The organism is Streptomyces sp. LN549, from assembly GCF_043203805.1.
Classification (GTDB): Bacteria; Actinomycetota; Actinomycetes; order Streptomycetales; family Streptomycetaceae; genus Streptomyces.
This window is the reverse complement of record NZ_JAZHRI010000002.1, coordinates 8,261,229-8,279,123: the sequence shown is the minus strand read 5'-3', so window position 1 is coordinate 8,279,123 and position 17,895 is coordinate 8,261,229. Positions and strand designations below refer to the sequence as shown.

General features: G+C 70.1%; 11 protein-coding genes, 1 tRNA gene, 3 pseudogenes and 1 riboswitch. Of the genes and pseudogenes, 8 read left to right on the top strand and 7 right to left on the bottom strand.

Annotated features, from left to right (window positions below; genetic code table 11):
- Positions 1–140 precede the first annotated feature (140 nt).
- Both SH922_RS36795 and SH922_RS36790 read right to left on the bottom strand, forming a co-directional pair.
- A complete protein-coding gene (locus tag SH922_RS36795) occupies positions 141–1,142 on the bottom strand; it encodes an ABC transporter substrate-binding protein (protein WP_393062871.1) in 1,002 nt (333 codons plus the stop codon).
- Positions 1,139–1,303, bottom strand: a pseudogene (locus tag SH922_RS36790) (ATP-binding protein); the annotation flags it as partial. The pseudogene SH922_RS36790 and the gene SH922_RS36795, both read right to left, overlap by 4 nt.
- On the opposite strand from SH922_RS36790, the gene SH922_RS36785 reads away from it, so the two are divergent.
- From SH922_RS36785 to SH922_RS36775, 3 genes are all read left to right on the top strand, one after another.
- Entirely contained in the window at positions 1,299–2,321 is a 1,023-nt protein-coding gene (locus SH922_RS36785; protein ID WP_393062870.1) for an ROK family protein, read from the top strand. The pseudogene SH922_RS36790 and the gene SH922_RS36785 overlap by 5 nt on opposite strands.
- Positions 2,318–3,292 (top strand): formylglycine-generating enzyme family protein, encoded by a 975-nt coding sequence (locus tag SH922_RS36780; RefSeq protein WP_393062869.1) that lies wholly within the window; start codon positions 2,318–2,320, stop codon positions 3,290–3,292. The genes SH922_RS36785 and SH922_RS36780 overlap by 4 nt, the downstream gene beginning before the upstream one ends.
- A gap of 44 nt (positions 3,293–3,336) precedes the next feature.
- A riboswitch (TPP riboswitch) is annotated at positions 3,337–3,430 on the top strand.
- Entirely contained in the window at positions 3,420–4,820 is a 1,401-nt protein-coding gene (locus SH922_RS36775) for a purine-cytosine permease family protein (RefSeq protein ID WP_393062868.1), read from the top strand. (Overlaps the previous riboswitch by 11 nt.)
- Before the next feature lie 70 nt (positions 4,821–4,890).
- Here the strand turns inward: SH922_RS36775 and SH922_RS36770 are convergent, their stop codons facing one another.
- Positions 4,891–5,625 (bottom strand): dienelactone hydrolase family protein, encoded by a 735-nt coding sequence (locus SH922_RS36770; protein ID WP_393062867.1) that lies wholly within the window; start codon positions 5,623–5,625, stop codon positions 4,891–4,893.
- A gap of 602 nt (positions 5,626–6,227) precedes the next feature.
- Between SH922_RS36770 and SH922_RS36765 the strand changes: the two genes are divergently transcribed.
- On the top strand, positions 6,228–6,803 hold the full coding sequence (locus tag SH922_RS36765; RefSeq protein WP_393062866.1) for a M23 family metallopeptidase: 576 nt from the start codon (positions 6,228–6,230) through the stop codon (positions 6,801–6,803).
- A 270-nt stretch (positions 6,804–7,073) separates the two neighbouring features.
- Here the strand turns inward: SH922_RS36765 and SH922_RS36760 are convergent, their stop codons facing one another.
- Positions 7,074–9,965: a BTAD domain-containing putative transcriptional regulator gene (locus tag SH922_RS36760; protein WP_393062865.1), complete on the bottom strand. Its 2,892-nt coding sequence runs from the start codon at positions 9,963–9,965 to the stop codon at positions 7,074–7,076.
- Between the two features lie 178 nt (positions 9,966–10,143).
- Here SH922_RS36760 and SH922_RS36755 point away from each other — a divergent pair.
- A pseudogene (locus tag SH922_RS36755) lies at positions 10,144–10,793 on the top strand (tyrosine-type recombinase/integrase); the annotation flags it as partial.
- A gap of 330 nt (positions 10,794–11,123) precedes the next feature.
- Here SH922_RS36755 and SH922_RS36750 read toward each other — a convergent pair.
- Positions 11,124–12,065 (bottom strand): glycoside hydrolase family 6 protein, encoded by a 942-nt coding sequence (locus tag SH922_RS36750; protein WP_393063797.1) that lies wholly within the window; start codon positions 12,063–12,065, stop codon positions 11,124–11,126.
- 232 nt (positions 12,066–12,297) lie between these two features.
- Here SH922_RS36750 and SH922_RS36745 point away from each other — a divergent pair.
- Positions 12,298–13,312, top strand: a pseudogene (locus SH922_RS36745) (LacI family DNA-binding transcriptional regulator).
- 306 nt (positions 13,313–13,618) lie between these two features.
- Here SH922_RS36745 and SH922_RS36740 read toward each other — a convergent pair.
- A complete protein-coding gene (locus SH922_RS36740; RefSeq protein WP_393062864.1) occupies positions 13,619–15,229 on the bottom strand; it encodes a glycoside hydrolase 43 family protein in 1,611 nt (536 codons plus the stop codon).
- A gap of 395 nt (positions 15,230–15,624) precedes the next feature.
- On the opposite strand from SH922_RS36740, the gene SH922_RS36735 reads away from it, so the two are divergent.
- Together SH922_RS36735 and SH922_RS36730 are read left to right on the top strand one after the other, a co-directional pair.
- Positions 15,625–17,217: a glycoside hydrolase family 27 protein gene (locus tag SH922_RS36735; RefSeq protein ID WP_393063796.1), complete on the top strand. Its 1,593-nt coding sequence runs from the start codon at positions 15,625–15,627 to the stop codon at positions 17,215–17,217.
- Positions 17,214–17,372: a hypothetical protein gene (locus tag SH922_RS36730; RefSeq protein WP_393062863.1), complete on the top strand. Its 159-nt coding sequence runs from the start codon at positions 17,214–17,216 to the stop codon at positions 17,370–17,372. The genes SH922_RS36735 and SH922_RS36730 overlap by 4 nt, the downstream gene beginning before the upstream one ends.
- A gap of 441 nt (positions 17,373–17,813) precedes the next feature.
- Here the strand turns inward: SH922_RS36730 and SH922_RS36725 are convergent.
- Positions 17,814–17,887 (bottom strand) — tRNA-Pro (locus SH922_RS36725).
- Positions 17,888–17,895: the final 8 nt, after the last annotated feature.

Below are 17,895 nucleotides of genomic sequence, written 5' to 3'. Positions count from 1 at the left end.
GCCGTGGCCAGCAGGCAGGCGAGCGTGGTCACATCGCGACGTCGCACAGAGTCTCCAAGTGGTCTAAACCAGCGAAGTGTTCAGGAGAATCCCGCACCGAAGCGGGGGGCGTCAAGGACTTTCGTGCGATCCTGTTTGGTCTAGACGTTTACTTGTGTTGGATACCGAGTGGTCGATGGGCGGGCCGTCCGACCGACCCCGCCTGCCTGGGGCGGCGGAGCCGGTCGAGTGGCTCGCAGGTCAGCGGATGTCGAGCGCCACCTCCGAGGGGACCAGACGCGTCCCGTCGGCCAGCCGGAAGTCCAGCGTGATCCGGTGCGCGCCGGGCGCCGCGTCCGCGGTGGCGCGCACGGCCACCCGCTGGGCACCACTCTGGGTTCCGCGCACCTTGAGCGTGCCGCTCGCCGGCTCCAGGAGGACTCCGTCAGGTGCGGTGGCGATACGCCTCCACGGTGCGGCCGCCCGACCCGGAGTACGCGAGCGACCCCGAGGTCCTGGGTCTCGCTGATCTCCTTGAGATCGGGCACCTTCTTCTTCCTCGTGTCGATCAGCGGGTACCAGGTGGCCGCCGCGTCGACCTGGCCGGAGGAGAACGCGGTGACGACGGTCGAGGCGTCCATCGCGACCTTGGTGACGTCGTCGGGCTTCAGACCGGCCTCGCTCAGCGCCAGGTCGAGGATCATGTCGCCGGAGGTCCCTTCGGCGACGGCCACCTTCTTGCCCTTGAGGTCAGCCGGCTTCTCGATGCCGGAACCGGGCCGGGCGATGACCCGGTCGGCGAGGCCCAGCATGTTGACGGAGACGATGGAGGCGCGGCCGGAGGCGGGCAGCCACAGTGCGCCCGGGCCGAGGTAGCCGAAGTCCAGGTTGCCGGTTCCCAGAGCTGTGACCTGAAGCGGTCCGTTGGTGAAGGCCCTCAGCTCGGGGGTGACGCCCGCCTTCTTCCACAGCCCCTGCTTCTGGGCGACGGCCAGCGCGACGGAGCCGCTGTAGTCGGCGATGTAGCCGAACTTCACCTTCTGCGGCCCGCCGTTCGCCGCGTCCGATGAGGAGCCACTCCCGCAACCGGAGGCCGTGGAGACGAGCGCCAGGGCCAGGAACAGGCTCGCCGTACAGCGGCGGACGGTACGGATCGACTTCATGACAGCATTCCTTCGAGCGGGGCGGGCTGGTGGTGGACGGCGTTCCACACCTGGGCACGCAGTTCGGCGAACTCGGGCGACAGGCGCTGTTCCTCGGTACGCGGATAGGGCAGCGTGACCGGGATGATCGTGTGGATGCGGCCGGGGCGGGCCGCCATGACGAAGGCCCCCGACCCCGAGCAGCCGCGCGGCCGCGGCAGGCCGGCCCTGGAGATCTCGCTCAACTCCCGCGGCGCCGAGCTGATCGGCATCGATCTCCAGCGCCACCACATCCACGTGGTCGTGGCCAACTGCGCCCATGAGATCGTCGGCCGCCACAGCGCCCCCGTCCCGGCGGACAGCGGCGCGGCCGAACGTGCCGCACAGGCGATCCGCGCCGTCGAGGACCTGGTGCGGCGCGAGAACATCAGCCTCGCCCCCATCGCGGGCATCGGCCTCGGCCTTCCCGGCTTCGTGCAGAACCCGGCCTCCAGTGACCCGCGCACCATGACCCCGTTCGCCGGCCATGTCGCGAAGGAGCTGGGCCGGCACTTCGACGCCCCCGTGCTCACCGACAACAACTCCCGGCTCGCGGCTCTCGCCGAGGTGACCTGGGGCGCGGCGCGCGGGATCGAGAACGCCGTCTATCTGCGCTGGTCGGAAGGGGTCGGTGGCGGACTCGTCGTCAACGGCGCACTGGTCCACGGCGCTCATGGCACCGCCGGGGAGATCGGCCACACCAGCTGCGCCCCCGAGGGAAAGCCCTGCCACTGCGGTGGCCGGGGCTGTCCGGAGGGCCTCATCTCCGTCCCCGCCCTGCTCGCCGCCTGCGCCGATCGCGGAGTGACGGCCGCGGACACCGCGGAACTGATCGCGCTCGCCGCCGAGGGGCAGCCGGACACGGCCGAGGTGATCCGGACCGCGGCCGTCGTCGCGGGGCGGGTGCTCGCGGCCCTCGCCGCCCAGGTCGACCCCGAGTGCATCGTCGTCTACGGGGAACCGGCGTCCCTCGACGCTCTCGTCCTCACACCGATCCGGGAGCAACTCGCCGCACTGTCCCTGCCGTCCGCACCTCGCACCATCGAGGTACGCGGATCCACCCTCGGCGGCGATGCGGCCGCGCTCGGCGGGGTGGCACTACTGCTGCGCACCACCGGCCAGGACCTGGCGGAGCTGCTGGACGGGGGCACCTCGCGGTGAACGCCTGCTGCGGGCCCGCCCGCGAGAACGCCGCGGCGGCCACGACCGCCACGGCCACTCCCCCGGCGGACTTCCCCGTACCCGAGCGCCGTCCCGCCGACCTGCTCCGCGGCATGGTCGCGGTGCCCGGTGGTCCGTTCCTGATGGGCGGCGAGGACGAGGACGCGTTCCCGGCCGACGGAGAGGGACCGGTACGGGAGGTGACCGTCGCCCCGTTCCACATCGACGCGGCCGCCGTGACCAACGCCCGCTTCGCCGTCTTCGTCAAGGCCACCGGCTATCGCACCGAGGCCGAACTCAGCGGCTGGTCCTATGTGTTCGGCTCCTTCGTCCCGCAGGAGGCCCGGCACGCCGTACTGCCGGGCACCGTGCCCGGCGCCCCCTGGTGGCGTGCGGTGACCGGAGCGCACTGGCGCGCCCCCGAGGGACCCGGCACCTCGATCGGCGACCGCCGCGACCACCCGGTGGTCCACATGTCGTGGCACGACGCGACGGTGTACGCCCGCTGGGCCGGCAAGCGGCTGCCCACCGAGGCCGAGTGGGAGAAGGCGGCCCGCGGCGGACTCGTCCGGGCCCGCTTTCCCTGGGGCGACGAGCTGACCCCGAACGGCCGGCACCGCTGCAACATCTGGCAGGGCGACTTCCCCGTACGCAACACGCGCGAGGACGGCTTCACGGGCACCGCGCCCGCCAAGGCGTACGCCCCCAACGGCTTCGGCCTCCACAACACCTCGGGCAACGTCTGGGAGTGGTGCGCCGACCGGTTCAGCGCCGACTGGCACGCCGAGGACCGCCCGGAGACCCGCTCCGACCCCCTCGGGCCACCGCACGGCGAGAGCCGGGTGCTGCGCGGCGGCTCGTACCTGTGCCACCGCTCGTACTGCAACCGCTACCGGATCGCCGCCCGGACCTCGAACACCCCTGACAGCACGACCGGACACGGCGGGTTCCGCTGCGCGCTCACCGTCTGACCCCCCGCATCGCGAGCCGCGCACATCCGGCTATCCTGGCCGCCGCACCGGACACGGGGTGCCCCTCAAGGGGCTGAGAACACACCCGTCGAACCTGAACCAGTTAGCACTGGCGGAGGGATGTCTCATGTCATTGCCGTATGCCCAGGACCAGCGCGCAGCGGTCGAAGCACGACCCGCGTTCGACGGGCGCATGCCCACCGCCCCCGGCGATCTGCGCATCGAGGCGCACGGCATAGCCCCCGTGCCCGAGGACCGCCGCTACGGCGGACCCGGCCGGCTGTTCACCGTCTGGTTCGCCCCCAACCTGACCATGACCGGGGTCTTCACCGGCACGGTCGGCATCGCGCTGGGCCTGGACTTCACCACGGCGCTCGCCGCCGTCGTGCTCGGCACGCTCGTGGGCGCCGTACCCACCGCATATCTGGGCACCTGGGGCAGCCAGACCGGCGCCGGTCAGCTCCCGCTCGCGCGGCTGGCGTTCGGCCGCGGTGTCGTACTGCCGGGCGCGCTGCAGTGGCTGTCGTCCATCGCCTGGGACGCGCTGATCGGCCTGTTCGGCGGAGACGCGCTGGCCCAGCTGTGCGGCTGGCCGTTCTGGCTCGGCGTGCTGGTCATGATGGCCGCCCAGGGCGCACTCGGCGTCCTGGGGTACGAGGTGATCCACCGGCTCCAGACAGTGATGACCTTCACTCTGGCCGCCGCCTTCATCGTGCTCGCCACGAAACTCCTGCACGGCGTGCACCCAGTCGCCAACGGCTCGGTACACGGTGCCGACCGGGCGGGCGCGTTCGTGCTGACGTGCACCATCGCCCTGAGCCTGGCGCTGTCCTGGGCGCCGTACGCCAGCGACTTCAGCCGCTATCTGCCGCGCACCGCGTCCCGGCCGCGCATGTTCTGGTGCACGTTGCTCGGCATCAGTGTCTCCTTCGTGGCGGTTCAGGCCCTCGGTCTGTGGGGTGCGTCCGTCTTCACCGATCAGACCGCGCGCGGCATCGACACACTGCTCGGCGGGGGCGCCCTCGGAGCGTTCGGGCTGCTCGCCGTGGCGCTCGCCGCGCTGTGCAGCAACGCCATGAACGACTACAGCGGATCGCTGGCCCTCCAGACCATGGGGGTCCGCCTGCCACGTCCCGTCGCCGCGGCACTCGCCGCCGTACTCGGCTTTCCGCTCGTGCTGTGGATGCACGCGGCCGACACGACGACACGCTTCCAGAACGTGCTGCTCCTCGTCGGCTACTGGATCCCCGCATTCGTCGCGATCGTCGCCGTCGACTGGACCGTCCGGGCCAGGGCCCGCGCCGGCTCCCCCATCGACCTGGCCACCGAGAGCTCCCGCCCACAGCCGTGGTGGCCGGCGCTGACCGCCTTCACGCTCGGCTTCGGGGCGGCGATGCCGTTCATGAGCACCAGCCTGTACGTGGGTCCGGTCGCGAAGGCACTGCACGGGGCGGACCTCGCGTACGGTGTGGCGTTCCTCGTGGCCCTGGCGGTCTACGCACCACTACGGCTGCGCCACCGGCCCTGACGGCGAATGACTTTCCGTACAGGGCCGGCTCCGCAGCCGCGGGCTTCGGTTCCGTTTCCGGGCCGAAGACTCAGCCCATGGCCAGGGTCCGGCCGAGAAGGGGCAGCAGGTGGTCCCAATGGCGTTGCAGCGCGGCAGGATCGAAGGCATCGGTGTCGGACATCGTGAAGCCGTGAACGGTGCCGGGGTAGATCTCGGAGGTGTAGGCGACACCCGTGGCATCCAGGGCCTGGTTGAGCTCGCCGAGAGTCTCGGGAGTCATGTCCGTCTCCGCGTGACCGAAGTAGACCTCGCCGGTGAGACGGCTCAGGCTGTCGGGCCCGTCGGCGCCCACGGGGCCGTGGAATCCGGCGACAGCGGCCACCTGGCCGGGGTGGGCAGCGGCGGTGCGCACCGCCAGGAGGCCGCCTACGCAGTAACCGGTCACCGCGACCGGTCCGGCGCCGACCTCGGGCTGAGTGGTGAGGAACCTGAGGTAGGCGTCGGCGTCGCTCAGGGCGCGTTCGGCGGTGTGCGCCTCGATCAAGGGCATCAACTGCTCGAACACCTTCTCCCGGGCCTCGTCTCCGATGTGTCCGGGAAGATCGATGACCGGCGCCGGGCCGTGCCGGTAGAAGATGTTGGGGACGAGCACGTAGTACCCGTGCTCGGCCAGTTCACCGGCCATCTCCCGCAGCACGGGCCGGATCCCGAAGCCGTCCGCGTACATCAGCACGCCCGGGAACCGCTCGCCACGGTCGGGGAAGGCGGCGAAAGCATCGGCCCGGCCGTCCGCGGTGGGAATGTGCAATGTCTTGACGGTCATGAGTTCTCCTGTCGTGGTTGACGTGTCGAGCTGTGATCAGCACGACAGGAGGCGGAGCCCGCGCAACAGCGCCGGATCCGCGGTCTCGCAGCGGGCCGGTATCGACCCGTACGGCGCTCAGAGGAGCGCCGGGTAGCCGATCCGTGTATGGCGCAATGCCGTCCCGGTAGTCATCGCTTCACAACGTAGCCCACCGGACTGGATCATCGCCAGGTCCCCCTGCCCACAGCGCTGTTCGCACTCGACGGACCCACCGCCCCGCACCGGAGAGGCGGCGGGTCCCTCGCTTCCGGGACCGTCGCCCCGGCGTTGCCGGGTGGGCTCGTCGCCGTCGAACTCCCAGACCGCCGGCAGTCGGGCGGCAGCCCAGTCGTTGCGCCGCGGTCCTTTGGCACCGTCGCCGCAGGAGAGCCGCTGCCATGCCTCGTCGGGGGCCTGGCAATGAGGTGCTCGATGCGAGGGCCGCGGACCTGCTGGGACTTCGGCACGGCCACGACGTAGGACAGGCCGGCGTCTTCGTCGACGGGCGGAATGTATCCGCTGTGTATGCCCGCCTCCTTGAATCGCCGTGTCACCCGACGCAAGACGACAAGGGGAGAACCATGCACAGGAATTTCCGCCGGTCGCTGATCACCATGAGCGCGGTCGCGGCCACCGTGTTCACCGTTCCAACCGCTGTCGCGGCGCCGGTCGTGAACTCGTCGGAAGCCGCCATTGCCGCACGGCCCGCCTTCAAGATGCCCTTCGAGTGCAACCAGACATGGCTCGGCAACAACTGGTCGGGGCACAGTCCCGCGCACTCGATCGACTGGAACCACTACGACGCGAACGGCACCCCGGACGACCTGGGCCGCCGGGTGTTCGCCAGTGCCAGTGGCACGGTCCTCGAGTCGTACTACTCGACGGGCGCCGGATACGGGAACACGATAGTCATCGGTCACGGGGGCGGCTGGCAGACACGGTACGCCCATCTGAAGACTCGTTCGGTGGCCGCGGGCGCCACGGTGAACGTGGGCCAGCTGATCGGCGAGGTCGGCAACACCTCGGCCCTCTACGACCTCTCCCCGCACCTCCACTACGAGCAGAAGCTCGACGGAGCGGTCGTCGTCGCGGTCGTCCAGGGTATCACGTGGAGCGACTACCTCAAGCGCAACCAGGTCAGCAACAACAGATGCTGACACACCGCCGGGTGTCGGCGGGAGGACCGACCGGCACCCGATGACCCCCTGTGCCAGGTGTGGGTGCGACGGCGGTCGCACCCACACCTGTTCCCATCGGCGCCGCTCAGAGGCTATCGGGTGGCCTCGGATCCGAAAGCGGACGCTGTCCGGTGCGCGCGGTTCCAAGGCGGAGGAGGGAGGCGACGCGGCGCGTCGCCGACCGACGACAACGCGGGAAGCGTGCGTGCCAGGGCGTGGCCGCCCGGTCGGAGGTCACCCGACAGCCTCTCAGCGCATGGAGCGGAGTTTGGCGTCCACCAGTCCGGCCTCGTCGGGCAGGCCCAGGCGGCGCCAGGTCGCGAGGGATCGGTGGAAGTAGTGCCGCGCGGTCTGCTTGCGGCCGGTCGCGTCGTGCAACTCGCCCAGCAGGCCCGCCACCCGGGCCTCGGCGCGGCGGTCCCCGAGCTGCTGCTGCACAGCGAGTGCACCGATCAACAGCGCCGACGCCTCACCGGCGTCGCCCTGCCGCAAGCACAGTTCCGCGATGCTCTGCTGCACGTACGCGGCGCAGTGCAGGTCGGCCAACTCGTCGAAGATGCCGAGGGCTCGCTCCAGCTCGCCACGCGCCGCCTGCGGTTCGCCACGCAGTTCGTGCAGCACTGCGACCCTGCGGCGCACCTGCGCCTCGCGGTGCCGGTCCCCGTCGGCACGGGACAGCTCCAGGGCCCCTCGCAGCCAGCCGGCCGCGGCCTCCGGGTCCTTGCGCTCCAGCCAGACGGAGGCGATCGCGTTGCGTGCCACCGCCTCGCCGTGCCGGTCTCCGTACGCGGCGAAGTCCTGGAGCGCGGCGGTGAACGTTCCGAGCGCGGCGCCGAGATCACCCACGATCCGGTGGACCGAGCCGGACCCCACCGCGGCGATCGCTTCCCCCGTGGGGTGTCCGAGCTCAGCGAAGAGCGCCCTGGCCCGGTCGAAGGAGGCGAGCGCGTCCGGGTACCTGTCCTGGTAGAGATGAAGCTGGCCGAGGTTGCGCAGCAGGGCCGCAGCCCTGACGTCGTCGTGGTGCGGCATGGCGTCGAGCACGAGCCGGTGGGTCCGCAGCCAGTCCCCGTAGTAGCCGCGCATGTCGAAGAAGCCCGCCAGTTCGATCGCCAGGTCGGCGGCCCTGTCGGTCCGCCCGAGCCGGACGGCGGCGTCGACGGCGGCGACGAGGTTGCGGTGCTCGCTCTCGAACCAGTCCACGGGCCGGGCGCGCACCATGGGGACGAGATCGTGCGCCGGTCCGTCCGGCAAGGCCCGCTCGTCGGGCTCGCCCAGCACACCGAGGAAGCGGGTGGGCATGGCAGCGTTGGCGGAGCGGGCGAGGGCGGTGAGCGCGTCTATGACCCGCAGGCGCCGCCGCAGCCGGATCTCCTGATTGTCCGTCAGGACCAGTTCCCGGGCGTAGCTCCGCAGTAGGTCGTGCATGCGGTAACGGTTCAGGCCGAGACGGTCTCTGCCGACGACTTCGACGAGGTGTTCGTCGAGCAGGGTGTCCAGACCCCCCGTCGTCTCACTGTCGCACCCCGTCGCAACGGCGACGAGCCAGCCCGGGACGGCGTCGTCGGGCAGGTCTCCGAACGTGCGGAAGGCGGTGGCGGCGGGCTCGGGCAGATGGCGGTAGCTGAGTTCGGCGCCGGCCCGCACCTCCAGCCCGCCGAAGCGGACCGCCCCGAGGCGACCGCGCTCGTCGCGCAGCGAGTCGGCCAGCGTGCCGACGCTCCAGCCGGGCCGGTTCACGAGCCGGGCGGCCGCGATCCGTACCGCCAGCGGCAGTGATCCGCACTCGGCGAGCACACGGTCGGCGTCGGCCCCCTCCCGGCGGAGCCGGTCCGCGCCGACGATGGCACCGAACAGGGCACGGGCGTCGTCGTGCCGCATCAACCCGAGCGGGCAGGCGTGCGCCGGCAGACCGGGCATCCGGCGCCGCGAGCTGACCAGCACAGCCGAGCCGCCGGTGCCCGGGAGCAGCGGGCTCACCTGTGCGCTGTCCAGGGCGTCGTCGAGGACGATGAGGAATCGCCGCTGGGCCAGGCGGGACCGGAACATCGCGGCGCGTTCGCCCGGTTCACCGGGTATCGCGCTGTCGATGACGCCCAGGCCACGCAGCATCTCGGCCAGGACGTCCACCGCCTCACGGGGGCACTCGCTCGTTCCGGCCAGGTCGACGAAGAGCTGCCCGTCGGGGAACGCGTCACGCACCCGGTGGGCGACATGCACGGCCAGCGTGGACTTCCCGGCACCCGGCGGCCCCGACACCGCCGCGACCACGGGCTGCCGGCCGGCGGTGGACAGTAACTCCTCCAGGTCGGCGACCTCGACGGCGCGGCCGGTGAAGTCGGGTATGTCCATCGGGAGTTGGCATACGGGAACGGGCGTTGCTGCGCGGCGGCGGCCGGTGTAGCCGTTGACCTCGGCGCCGATGGCCCGCAGCGGTTCGCTCGGCCCGATCCCGAGCTCGGCGGCGATCACGTGCTCCGCCTCGGCGTACGCGGACCGCGCCTCGGCGCTGCGGCCCGCGTCGTTCAGCGCGTGCACGAGCATCCGCCACAGGTCCTCCCGCAGAGGGCTCTCGGTCAGCCGGGACCGCAGGCCGGAGACCAGATGGGCGTAGTCCCCGAGCCGGAGCCGCAACTCCAGGCACTCGTCGGCCGCGAGCGACCGCAGCCCCTCCAGGCGCGTGACGGCCGGGTCCCACACCACGCTGGAGGCCACGTCCTGGAGCACCCCGCCGCGCCACAGCCCCAGGGCCGATTCGTAGGCGCGCAGTGCGGCGGCGTCCTCACCGCGGTCGCGGGCGGCGCGGGCCGCGGCGAGCTGCTGCTCGAAGAGCAGCATGTCCACCTGCCCGGGTGCGACGTCCAGCGAGTAGCCGGAGGGCTCGGTACGCAGTCCGTCGACTGCTTCGGGGGGCAGCCGCAGCCGTAGCGTCCGCACATACGTGCGCACGTTGGCGACCGCGGACCGAGGTGCGCCACCGGGCCACAGGACCTCCGTCAGCAGGTCCAGTGAGACGAAGCCGTTCGGCTGGAGCAGCAGGGTCGCCAGTACGGCGCGGGGCTTGGCTCCGCCGATCCGTACCGGGACACCGTGCGCCCTCACCTGGAGCGGCCCCAGGACTCCGAATGTCGGCTCCCTCACCGCAGTCCTCCGTGGTTTCGGTAACTTCGGTGCAGCGTAACGATGTTCGAAGCCTCTCCAGACGAAATCCGGATGACGACTCCCACTCGATCCGTTCAGCGCTCGCCACCGATCTCGACGCGTGGGTCAGGCTGCCCACCCGGCACCGCGCCCGCCAGGGGTACGGCCCCCTGGAGGAATGCCCGACTGGGAGACGCTCGTCGCACTGGCCGATGCGCTCGTGGCCGCCTCCCACGACGAGTACCGGGGCTGGGGAGACGTGGTCATCTTCGCTGCGTGCACCGCCGCACGGACCGGAGAGATCTCAGGCTGCCGCGTCGGAGACACCGACACCACCCAGTGGATCCGGACCGGGGGGCGGCGTCGGACCACACCCGCGCCCGGCGGGCTGACCGACAAGGGCACCAAGGGCAAGCGGGCCCGCAAGGTTCCCATCGTCGTGGCGATGCGCCCCCTCGTCGCCCAGCGCATCCTGTCCGCCGGCCCCAATCCTGACGCCCGCCTGTTCACAGGCCCGCGAGGCGGAGCCATCTCCACCGCCGTCCTGCGCGACGCCACACACCGGGACGACATTGTCACCAAACTCGGCTACGAGCATCTACACCGCCATGGCCTCCGGCACACCGGACTGACCTGGTTCGCCGACGCCGGAGTCCAAGTACACGTCCTCCGCAGGATCGCCGGCCACGGTTCGCTGACCACCACCCAGCGCTACCTGCACCCGGACGTACACAAAAAAACACGCCCGCCGGGGCGGCACTCTCGGCCCACTTCAGCGTGCTGCGCGCACCGCGCTCACTGCCGAGCCCGATCGTCATGACCCGCTGACCGCAGTCAAGGACGCCGGTCCCCAACTGGTCCCCAAAAATGATCAAAGGCCGGTTTCGGATTGCTCCGAAACCGGCCCCGATCTGCGACTGTCTCCAGTCGGGACGACAGGATTTGAACAGGAACAAAGACCTCGACAATCATCATTCTTGCTGCTCAGAGGCGCTTTCTGCTCTCCTGCCCGTCTGCCGGACAGCCCGCTTCACTAAATCGCGGGGCCAGGCTCTCAAAGAGGGGGTCACGTCGGCCCCTCTCCGGTGAGATGGTCGGGGGAGTGCCCGCCCCGCCGGCGGCTTGCGGTCGCCTGTGCGGGCGGCGGGACTCCCCGGATCAGTAGCCGTAGATCATCTTGTAGGCGACCTCGGGGAGGAACTGGCCGGCCGTGGAGCCGGATCCGACACCGCAGTTGCCGTCGGACTCGCCCGGAGTCTTGATCCACAGGAGCATCTCGGCGCCTCCGCCCGTCTGGGTGGGCGTGCCGATGCGGCGGCCGGAGGGGTTGCACCACTCGCCGTTGGAGCCGTTGCCGTTGCGGCTGGTGTCCACGACGAATGGCTTGGTGTAGCCGTAGCGAGCGGCCAGTTCATTGTTGACGGCGTTGCCGTAGGCGGTGTTCTCGGCGGTGGTGATGTAGTTGGAGACGTTGAGCGAGAAGCCGTGGGCCTGTCGGAGGCCGGCTTCGTGGAGACGCCGGGCCATGGTCGCCGCGTCGGCCCAGCGCGGGTTGCCGGCATCCATGTAGACCCAGGTGTTGGGAGCTTGGCGGTTGAACTCGACGAGGGCGTTGGTGAGCATGGCCTCGCGTTCGTCGATCTGGGCCTGGGTCATGCAGCCGTAGTCTCCGAGAGAGTCCGGTTCGAGGATGACGACGGCCGGGCGGGCCGCGATACCTCCGGCGAACCGAGCGATCCAGTCGGCGTACGCGGACGGCGAAGCGGCTCCACCGGCGGAGTGCCCGCCGCAGTAGTCACGGTTGTAGATGTTGTAGGCGACGAGGATGGGCAGCTTGTCCCGGCCGTCCGCCGCTCCGGCGTAGGCGCCTGCCGCGGTGCCGATGGCGCCGCTCCAGGAGCCGAACCAGCGGGCCATGGGTGTGTTGGCGATGGAGGCGTTGATCGCGGCGGCCCGGCCGTCGCCGGGGTTGGCGGCCGCCCACCGGCTCGCGCTCGAGTCGGGATCCGCGTAGAACCCGTTGGTCATGGTGGTGGGGTCGGCGGCGTGGGCGGAGGGTGCGGCGGCGAACGCCAGCGGCAGAGCACAGAGCGCTGCCATCAGGGTGCGGAGTTTGCGGCTCAAAACAGTACCTCGATTTCAGAGGACGTGCGCTTTGGGAGCGCTCCCACTGGAAGCGGTCCCAATCGTGCGGGTGGGCGGTTGGGCTGTCAATACTCGGCACAGCATTCGATTCTCACCGAGGGACTAGGCCCCCTGTAGGCCACTGGACCGGAAGCGGTCCCAATATGTGCGTCCCTGAGCCTCCCCGCCTGTGAAAGACTCACGAGTCATGGCAGAAGCAGCGCCGCGTCGGCATCCGACGCTCGACGAGGTGGCCGAACACGCCGGTGTTTCCCGCTCAGTGGCCTCCCGTGCCCTCAACAACGCACCGCACGTGAGCCGCGCAAAACGCGAGGCCGTCGAACGGGCCGTGCGGCAACTCGGTTACGCACGCAATTCGACCGCCCGCGCGCTGGCCACCCGCCAGACGGGAGCGGCCGCCCTGGTCATCTCGGGGGAGGATCCGTCGATCTTCGCCGATCCGTTCTTCGCCCGGGTGATCGTGGGAGCGTCGGCCGCCCTGGACTCGGCGGACCTGCATCTGATGCTGTGCCTGGCCGCGTCCGACCGGGGCCGCAAACGGGTCGAGGAGCTCCTGCGGTCCAGGGGCGCGGACGGCGTGATGCTGATGGCGCTGCGCGAGGACGATCCGCTGACCCGGATGGCCGACGAGGCGCAGATGCCCGTCGTGTTCGGCGGGCGCCCCGTCGGTTCGGCTCCCCGGTGGTACGTGGACGTGGACAACGTCGGCGGAGCGCGTGAGGCGACCGAGCATCTGGTCTCACTCGGCCGAAGGCGCGTGGCCGTGATCTGCGGGCGTCCTGGACACCGAGGCCGGGCGCGCCCGGTACCGCGGCTACCGGGACGCCATGCTGGGCGCCGGTCTCGATCCGTTCCCGCCGACGGAGGGGGACTTCACGGAGCGCAGCGGGGCCGCAGCCATGGCCGCGCTGCTGGCGGAACACCCCGACGTGGACGGAGTGTTCGCCGCCAACGACAACATGGCGGCGGGAGCGCTGCGCACCGTGCGGGAGGCCGGCCGACGGGTCCCCGCCGACGTCGCCGTGGTCGGCTTCGACGACCTGGCGGTCGCCCAGGTCGCCGATCCGCCGCTCACCACCGTCCATCAGCCTGTAGAGGCTCTCGGACGGGAGATGGCGCGCATGCTCGTCGCGCTCGTCAACGGGCAGGACCCCACTTCCCTGGTTCTCCCCACCCGCCTGACCGTCCGGGCCAGCGCCTGACCTCTCACTGCCCGGGGCTGGACCCGGTCCGAACGGTGCTCCCGGACGCGGCGCGGGCGTCCAGAAGGCCGGCCAGAGTGGTCGAGGTCCAGCAACGGAAGCACTGACTGCCGTTCGATCCGATGGCTTGGGTACTGGTTGCAGCCTGCCCCTCCTTTTGCTGATGCCGGTCGCGGTGCCGGCTTGATCAAGACGGTCGCGGCTGGCACGCTCAGGACGGACGCCCTGCGAACACCGAGCTGTTTCCGCGGGCTCATGGTTCTCCTGATCGGGGCGGGGGCCGGGAGGTGCGGTCGATGGATCGGTTCAGGGTGTGGACACCTCGAACCGCGTGACGCGGACCGCGCCGCCGAGGGCCTGAGTGGCGTGGCTGAAGAGCGCGAACCGGTAGCCCATGAAGAACCGCCAGTCGTTGCCCATGGGGAAGGCAGGGCCGAGACGGGTGAACGTGATGCCGTCGGTGCTGTAGGAGAAGGTCCCGGGGCGCGGTGCGCCAGGGCGGATGTCGGCGTTCGCGCGCAGCCAGATGCGGCCGTCGGAGACGGGCGCGCTCGCGATCTCGGTGCCGGTGCCGGTGGTGTTCCAGTTGCTGTCCATGGTCAGCCCGGTGACCATCACCACCCGTGTCGCACCGCCGTCGCGCTTGAGGCCGATCCAGGCGGAGGAGTCACGCAGCAGTGCGAGCCCGGCCCGGTCACCGTCCCGCATCGCGGAGTGGTCGAGCTGGACCGTGGCGGTGGAGGTGGGACCCTGGATGCGGTGGGTGAGGGTGTTGCGGGCCCAGTAGAGGTCGTGGGTGACGGTCGCGGTCCGCAGCGTCAGGCCGTTGCCGACCGACCACTTGGTGTTGTCGGGGTTGTGGTTCCACTCCCATCTCGGTTTCAGGGTCGTACCGTCGAAGGTGTCGACGCCGGTCATCGGGGTGACCTGGCGGGGCGGAGTGGGTACGGCCGGACTGGGATACATGGTGCCCCACGCGCCGTTGACGAGCTGTACGACGGGCCAGCCGTCCGCAGTCCAGGTGACCGGTGCCAGGGCGGGCATGCGCCCGCCGGGGTAGGCGTCGACGAAGGCCATGTAGTACCAGGCGCCGCTCTGCGTCTGCACCAGCCCGCCCTGGTGGGGGACGCCGCCGCCGGGGATCGGTCCGCGCAGGTCGAGGAGGACCTCCCGCATCGCGTATGGGCCGAAGGGGCCGCTCGAGGACTTGAGGATGTACTGGCCGTTCGCGGGGCGGGTCAGGAATATGTAGTACTGGCCGTTGATCTTGTAGAAACGGGCGCCTTCCAAGGTGCCGACGCTGGACGGTGTCCTGAACACCTCCTGCGTACGGATCTGGTTGCGGCCGTCGGACGAGAGCTGGGCCACGCTGATGGTGGTGTTGCCGTACGCCACGTAGAGGGTGTCGTCGGTGTCGACGAGCAGGCCGGCGTCGTAGTAGGGGGCGTTGATCGTCGTCAGCCTGTTCCACGGCCCCTCCACCGCGGTGGCGGTATAGAGGTACGTCCGGGCGAAGTCGATCTGGCCGAGCCAGTAGAAGGTCCTGTTGCTGGGCCGGTAGGCAAGTGACGATGCCCAGATTCCTCTGACGTAGCCGCGGGTGCCGTTCAGGTCGTACTTGGCGCCGAAGTCGAGGACGGGTACCGAATGCCCGGCGATCTCCCAGTTCACCAGGTCGTACGACCGCAGAACGGGCGCGCCCGGCGAATAGTGCATCGTCGAGGCCGAGGCGTAGTAGGTGTCGCCGACGCGAATGATGTCGATGTCCGCGAAGTCCTGCCAGACCACCGGGTTCGTGTACTGCGCCGCGACCGCGAGGGCGGGCCCAGGGGGGACGAGGGCGCCGACGGCCAGGCCGGTGGCGGCCGCGAGCGTGCGGCGACGAGTGAGGGATTGATGCGACCATGACAGATTCATGGAGGTATGCACCTCGAGTTCATCGGTCGGAGCGGCTCTACTGCATTCGACATATCGAACACCGTGCGACTTGTCGAGCATTCTGGATGATAGGAGGTTGACGTACCCCGTCAACCCTTCTCGCATGATTCGCGCGTCGCTTCGAAATATTCGAAGTGTCTGGCGTGGAGTCGGTGCGCCTCAGCGTGCCCTTGGTCGATCTTGCGGCAAACCCTGACCGTCGAGGGGGGGTTGACACGTCCATTCACCACTCTAGTATCCGTGGGGCATCCGAAGTTTCCGAACGACAATCGAAATTTCGAACACTTTCCTCGCCTCCCTTCCCTGCCGAAGGAGTCCCGGTGCCCAGACGATCAGGCGGACGACTGTTCCGTCTCCTCACGGCCGCAACGCTGATGCTGACCGCGTCTGTGACGGCCTCAGCGCAGTCCACGGCCACGGCCGCGCCGGGTAGTCCGGCGCTCACCCCACCACTGGGGTGGAACAGCTGGAACAGCTTCGGGTGCGGGATCACCGAGGCCCAGGTCCACCAGGCCGCCGACGCGATGGTGTCTTCGGGCATGCGGGACGCCGGGTACCGGTACGTGGTGGTCGACGACTGCTGGTTCGACCCGCAGCGTGACGCGCAGGGCAACCTGCGGGCCAACCCGACGAAGTTCCCGAGCGGGATGAAGGCCCTCGGGGACTACATCCACAGCAAGGGCTTGAAGTTCGGCATCTACCAGGTGCCGGGCGAGCGCACTTGTGCACAGACCGTGGGCACTTATCCGGGCTCCACGGGCAGCAGGGGCCACGAGGTCCAGGACGCCGCCACGTTCGCCACGTGGGGGGTCGACTACCTCAAGTACGACTGGTGTTCCTCGATCGGCACGCGTGACGAGCAGGTCGCGCGGTTCAAGCTGATGCGTGATGCCTTGCGCGCCACCGGTCGGCCGATCGTCTACAGCATCAACCCCAACAGCTTCCACGCCATCACTGGGTCCACGTACAACTGGGGCGAGGTCGCCGACCTGTGGCGGACGACCGAGGACCTGCTCGACATCTGGCAGAACGCCAACACCAACAGCTACCCGATGGGCGTCGGCAACGTCCTGGACGTCAATGCGCCGCTGGCCGCACAGTCCGGCCCGGGGCACTGGAACGACCCCGACATGCTGGTCGTCGGCCGCCCCGGCCTGTCGCTGACCGAGTCCCGCTCCCACTTCGCCCTGTGGGCGTTGATGAGTGCCCCGTTGATGGCCGGCAACGACATCCGCACGATGTCCGCCGACGTCAGCGCGATTCTGCGCAATCCGCGCCTGCTGGCGGTGAACCAGGACCCCCAAGGCGCAGGCGGACGCAGGGTGCGCGATGACGGCAACATCGAGGTGTTCGCCAAGCCCCTTGCGGACGGTTCGGTCGCGGTGGGCCTGTTCAACCGGGGCGGGAGCGCAGCGACGGTCACCACGACAGCCGCCCAGATCGGCCTGAGCGGAGGACCGTTCACCCTCACCGACCTGTGGACCGGCGGCACGTCGAGCACGTCCGGGCAGATCTCGGCGAGCGTCCCCGCGCACGGCGTCGCTGCGTACCGGGTGAGCGGCGGCAGCCCGCTGGCCGCCACCACCTCACGCCTGCGGGGCAATGCCTCCGGCCGCTGCGTGGACGTGGACAACGCCTCCACGGCTGCCGGCGTCGCGACTCTGATGTGGGACTGCCACACGGCCGCCAACCAGCTGTGGACCACATGGGCGAGCGGCGAGATCCGCGTCTACGGGGACAAGTGCCTGGACGCTTACAACCAGGGCACCACCAACGGAACCCGTGTCATCACCTGGCCTTGCAACGACCAGAACAACCAGAAGTGGACCGTCGGCTCCGACGGCTCGATCCGCAACGTCCGATCCGGACTATGCCTCGACGCCAGCGGGTCCGGCACCGCCAATGGAACCCCGCTGGTGCTGTGGACCTGTAACGGCCAGGCCAACCAGAAGTGGACCCGCGCGTGAGCGACACGGCACTGCGTCATGTCCAGAGCGGCAACACCCCGGCCACGGCCCCCCGCACGGCTGCCGCATTCGCCGGCACGGCCGCCCCCGGCTCCGGCTGCGGCCGGACCCCGGACGTCGGTACATCGGCGCCCAGGCCGCTCGCGCGCGACTGAAAGACGCTCGTCGCACTGGCCGATGCGCTCGTGGCCGCCTCCCACGACGAGTACCGCGACTGGGAGACGTGGTCATCTTCGCTAAAAAACGTGCACCGCCGCACGGATCGGAGAGATCGCAGGCTGCCGTGTCGGAGACACCGACACCACCCAGTGGATCCGGACCGTGCGGCGTCAGACCACACCCGCGCCCGGCGGGCTGACCGACAGGGGCACCACCCAGCGCTACCTGCACCCGGACGTACACAAAAAAACACGGCCGCCGGGGCGGCACTCTCGGCCCACTTCAGCGTGCTGCGCGCACCGCGCTCACTGCCGAGCCCGATCGTCATGACCCGCTGACCGCAGTCAAGGACGCCGGTCCCCAACTGGTCCCCAAAAATGATCAAAGGCCGGTTTCGGATTGCTCCGAAACCGGCCCCGATCTGCGACTGTCTCCAGTCGGGACGACAGGATTTGAACCTGCGACCCCTTGACCCCCAGTCAAGTGCGCTACCAAGCTGCGCCACGTCCCGCTGTCAGT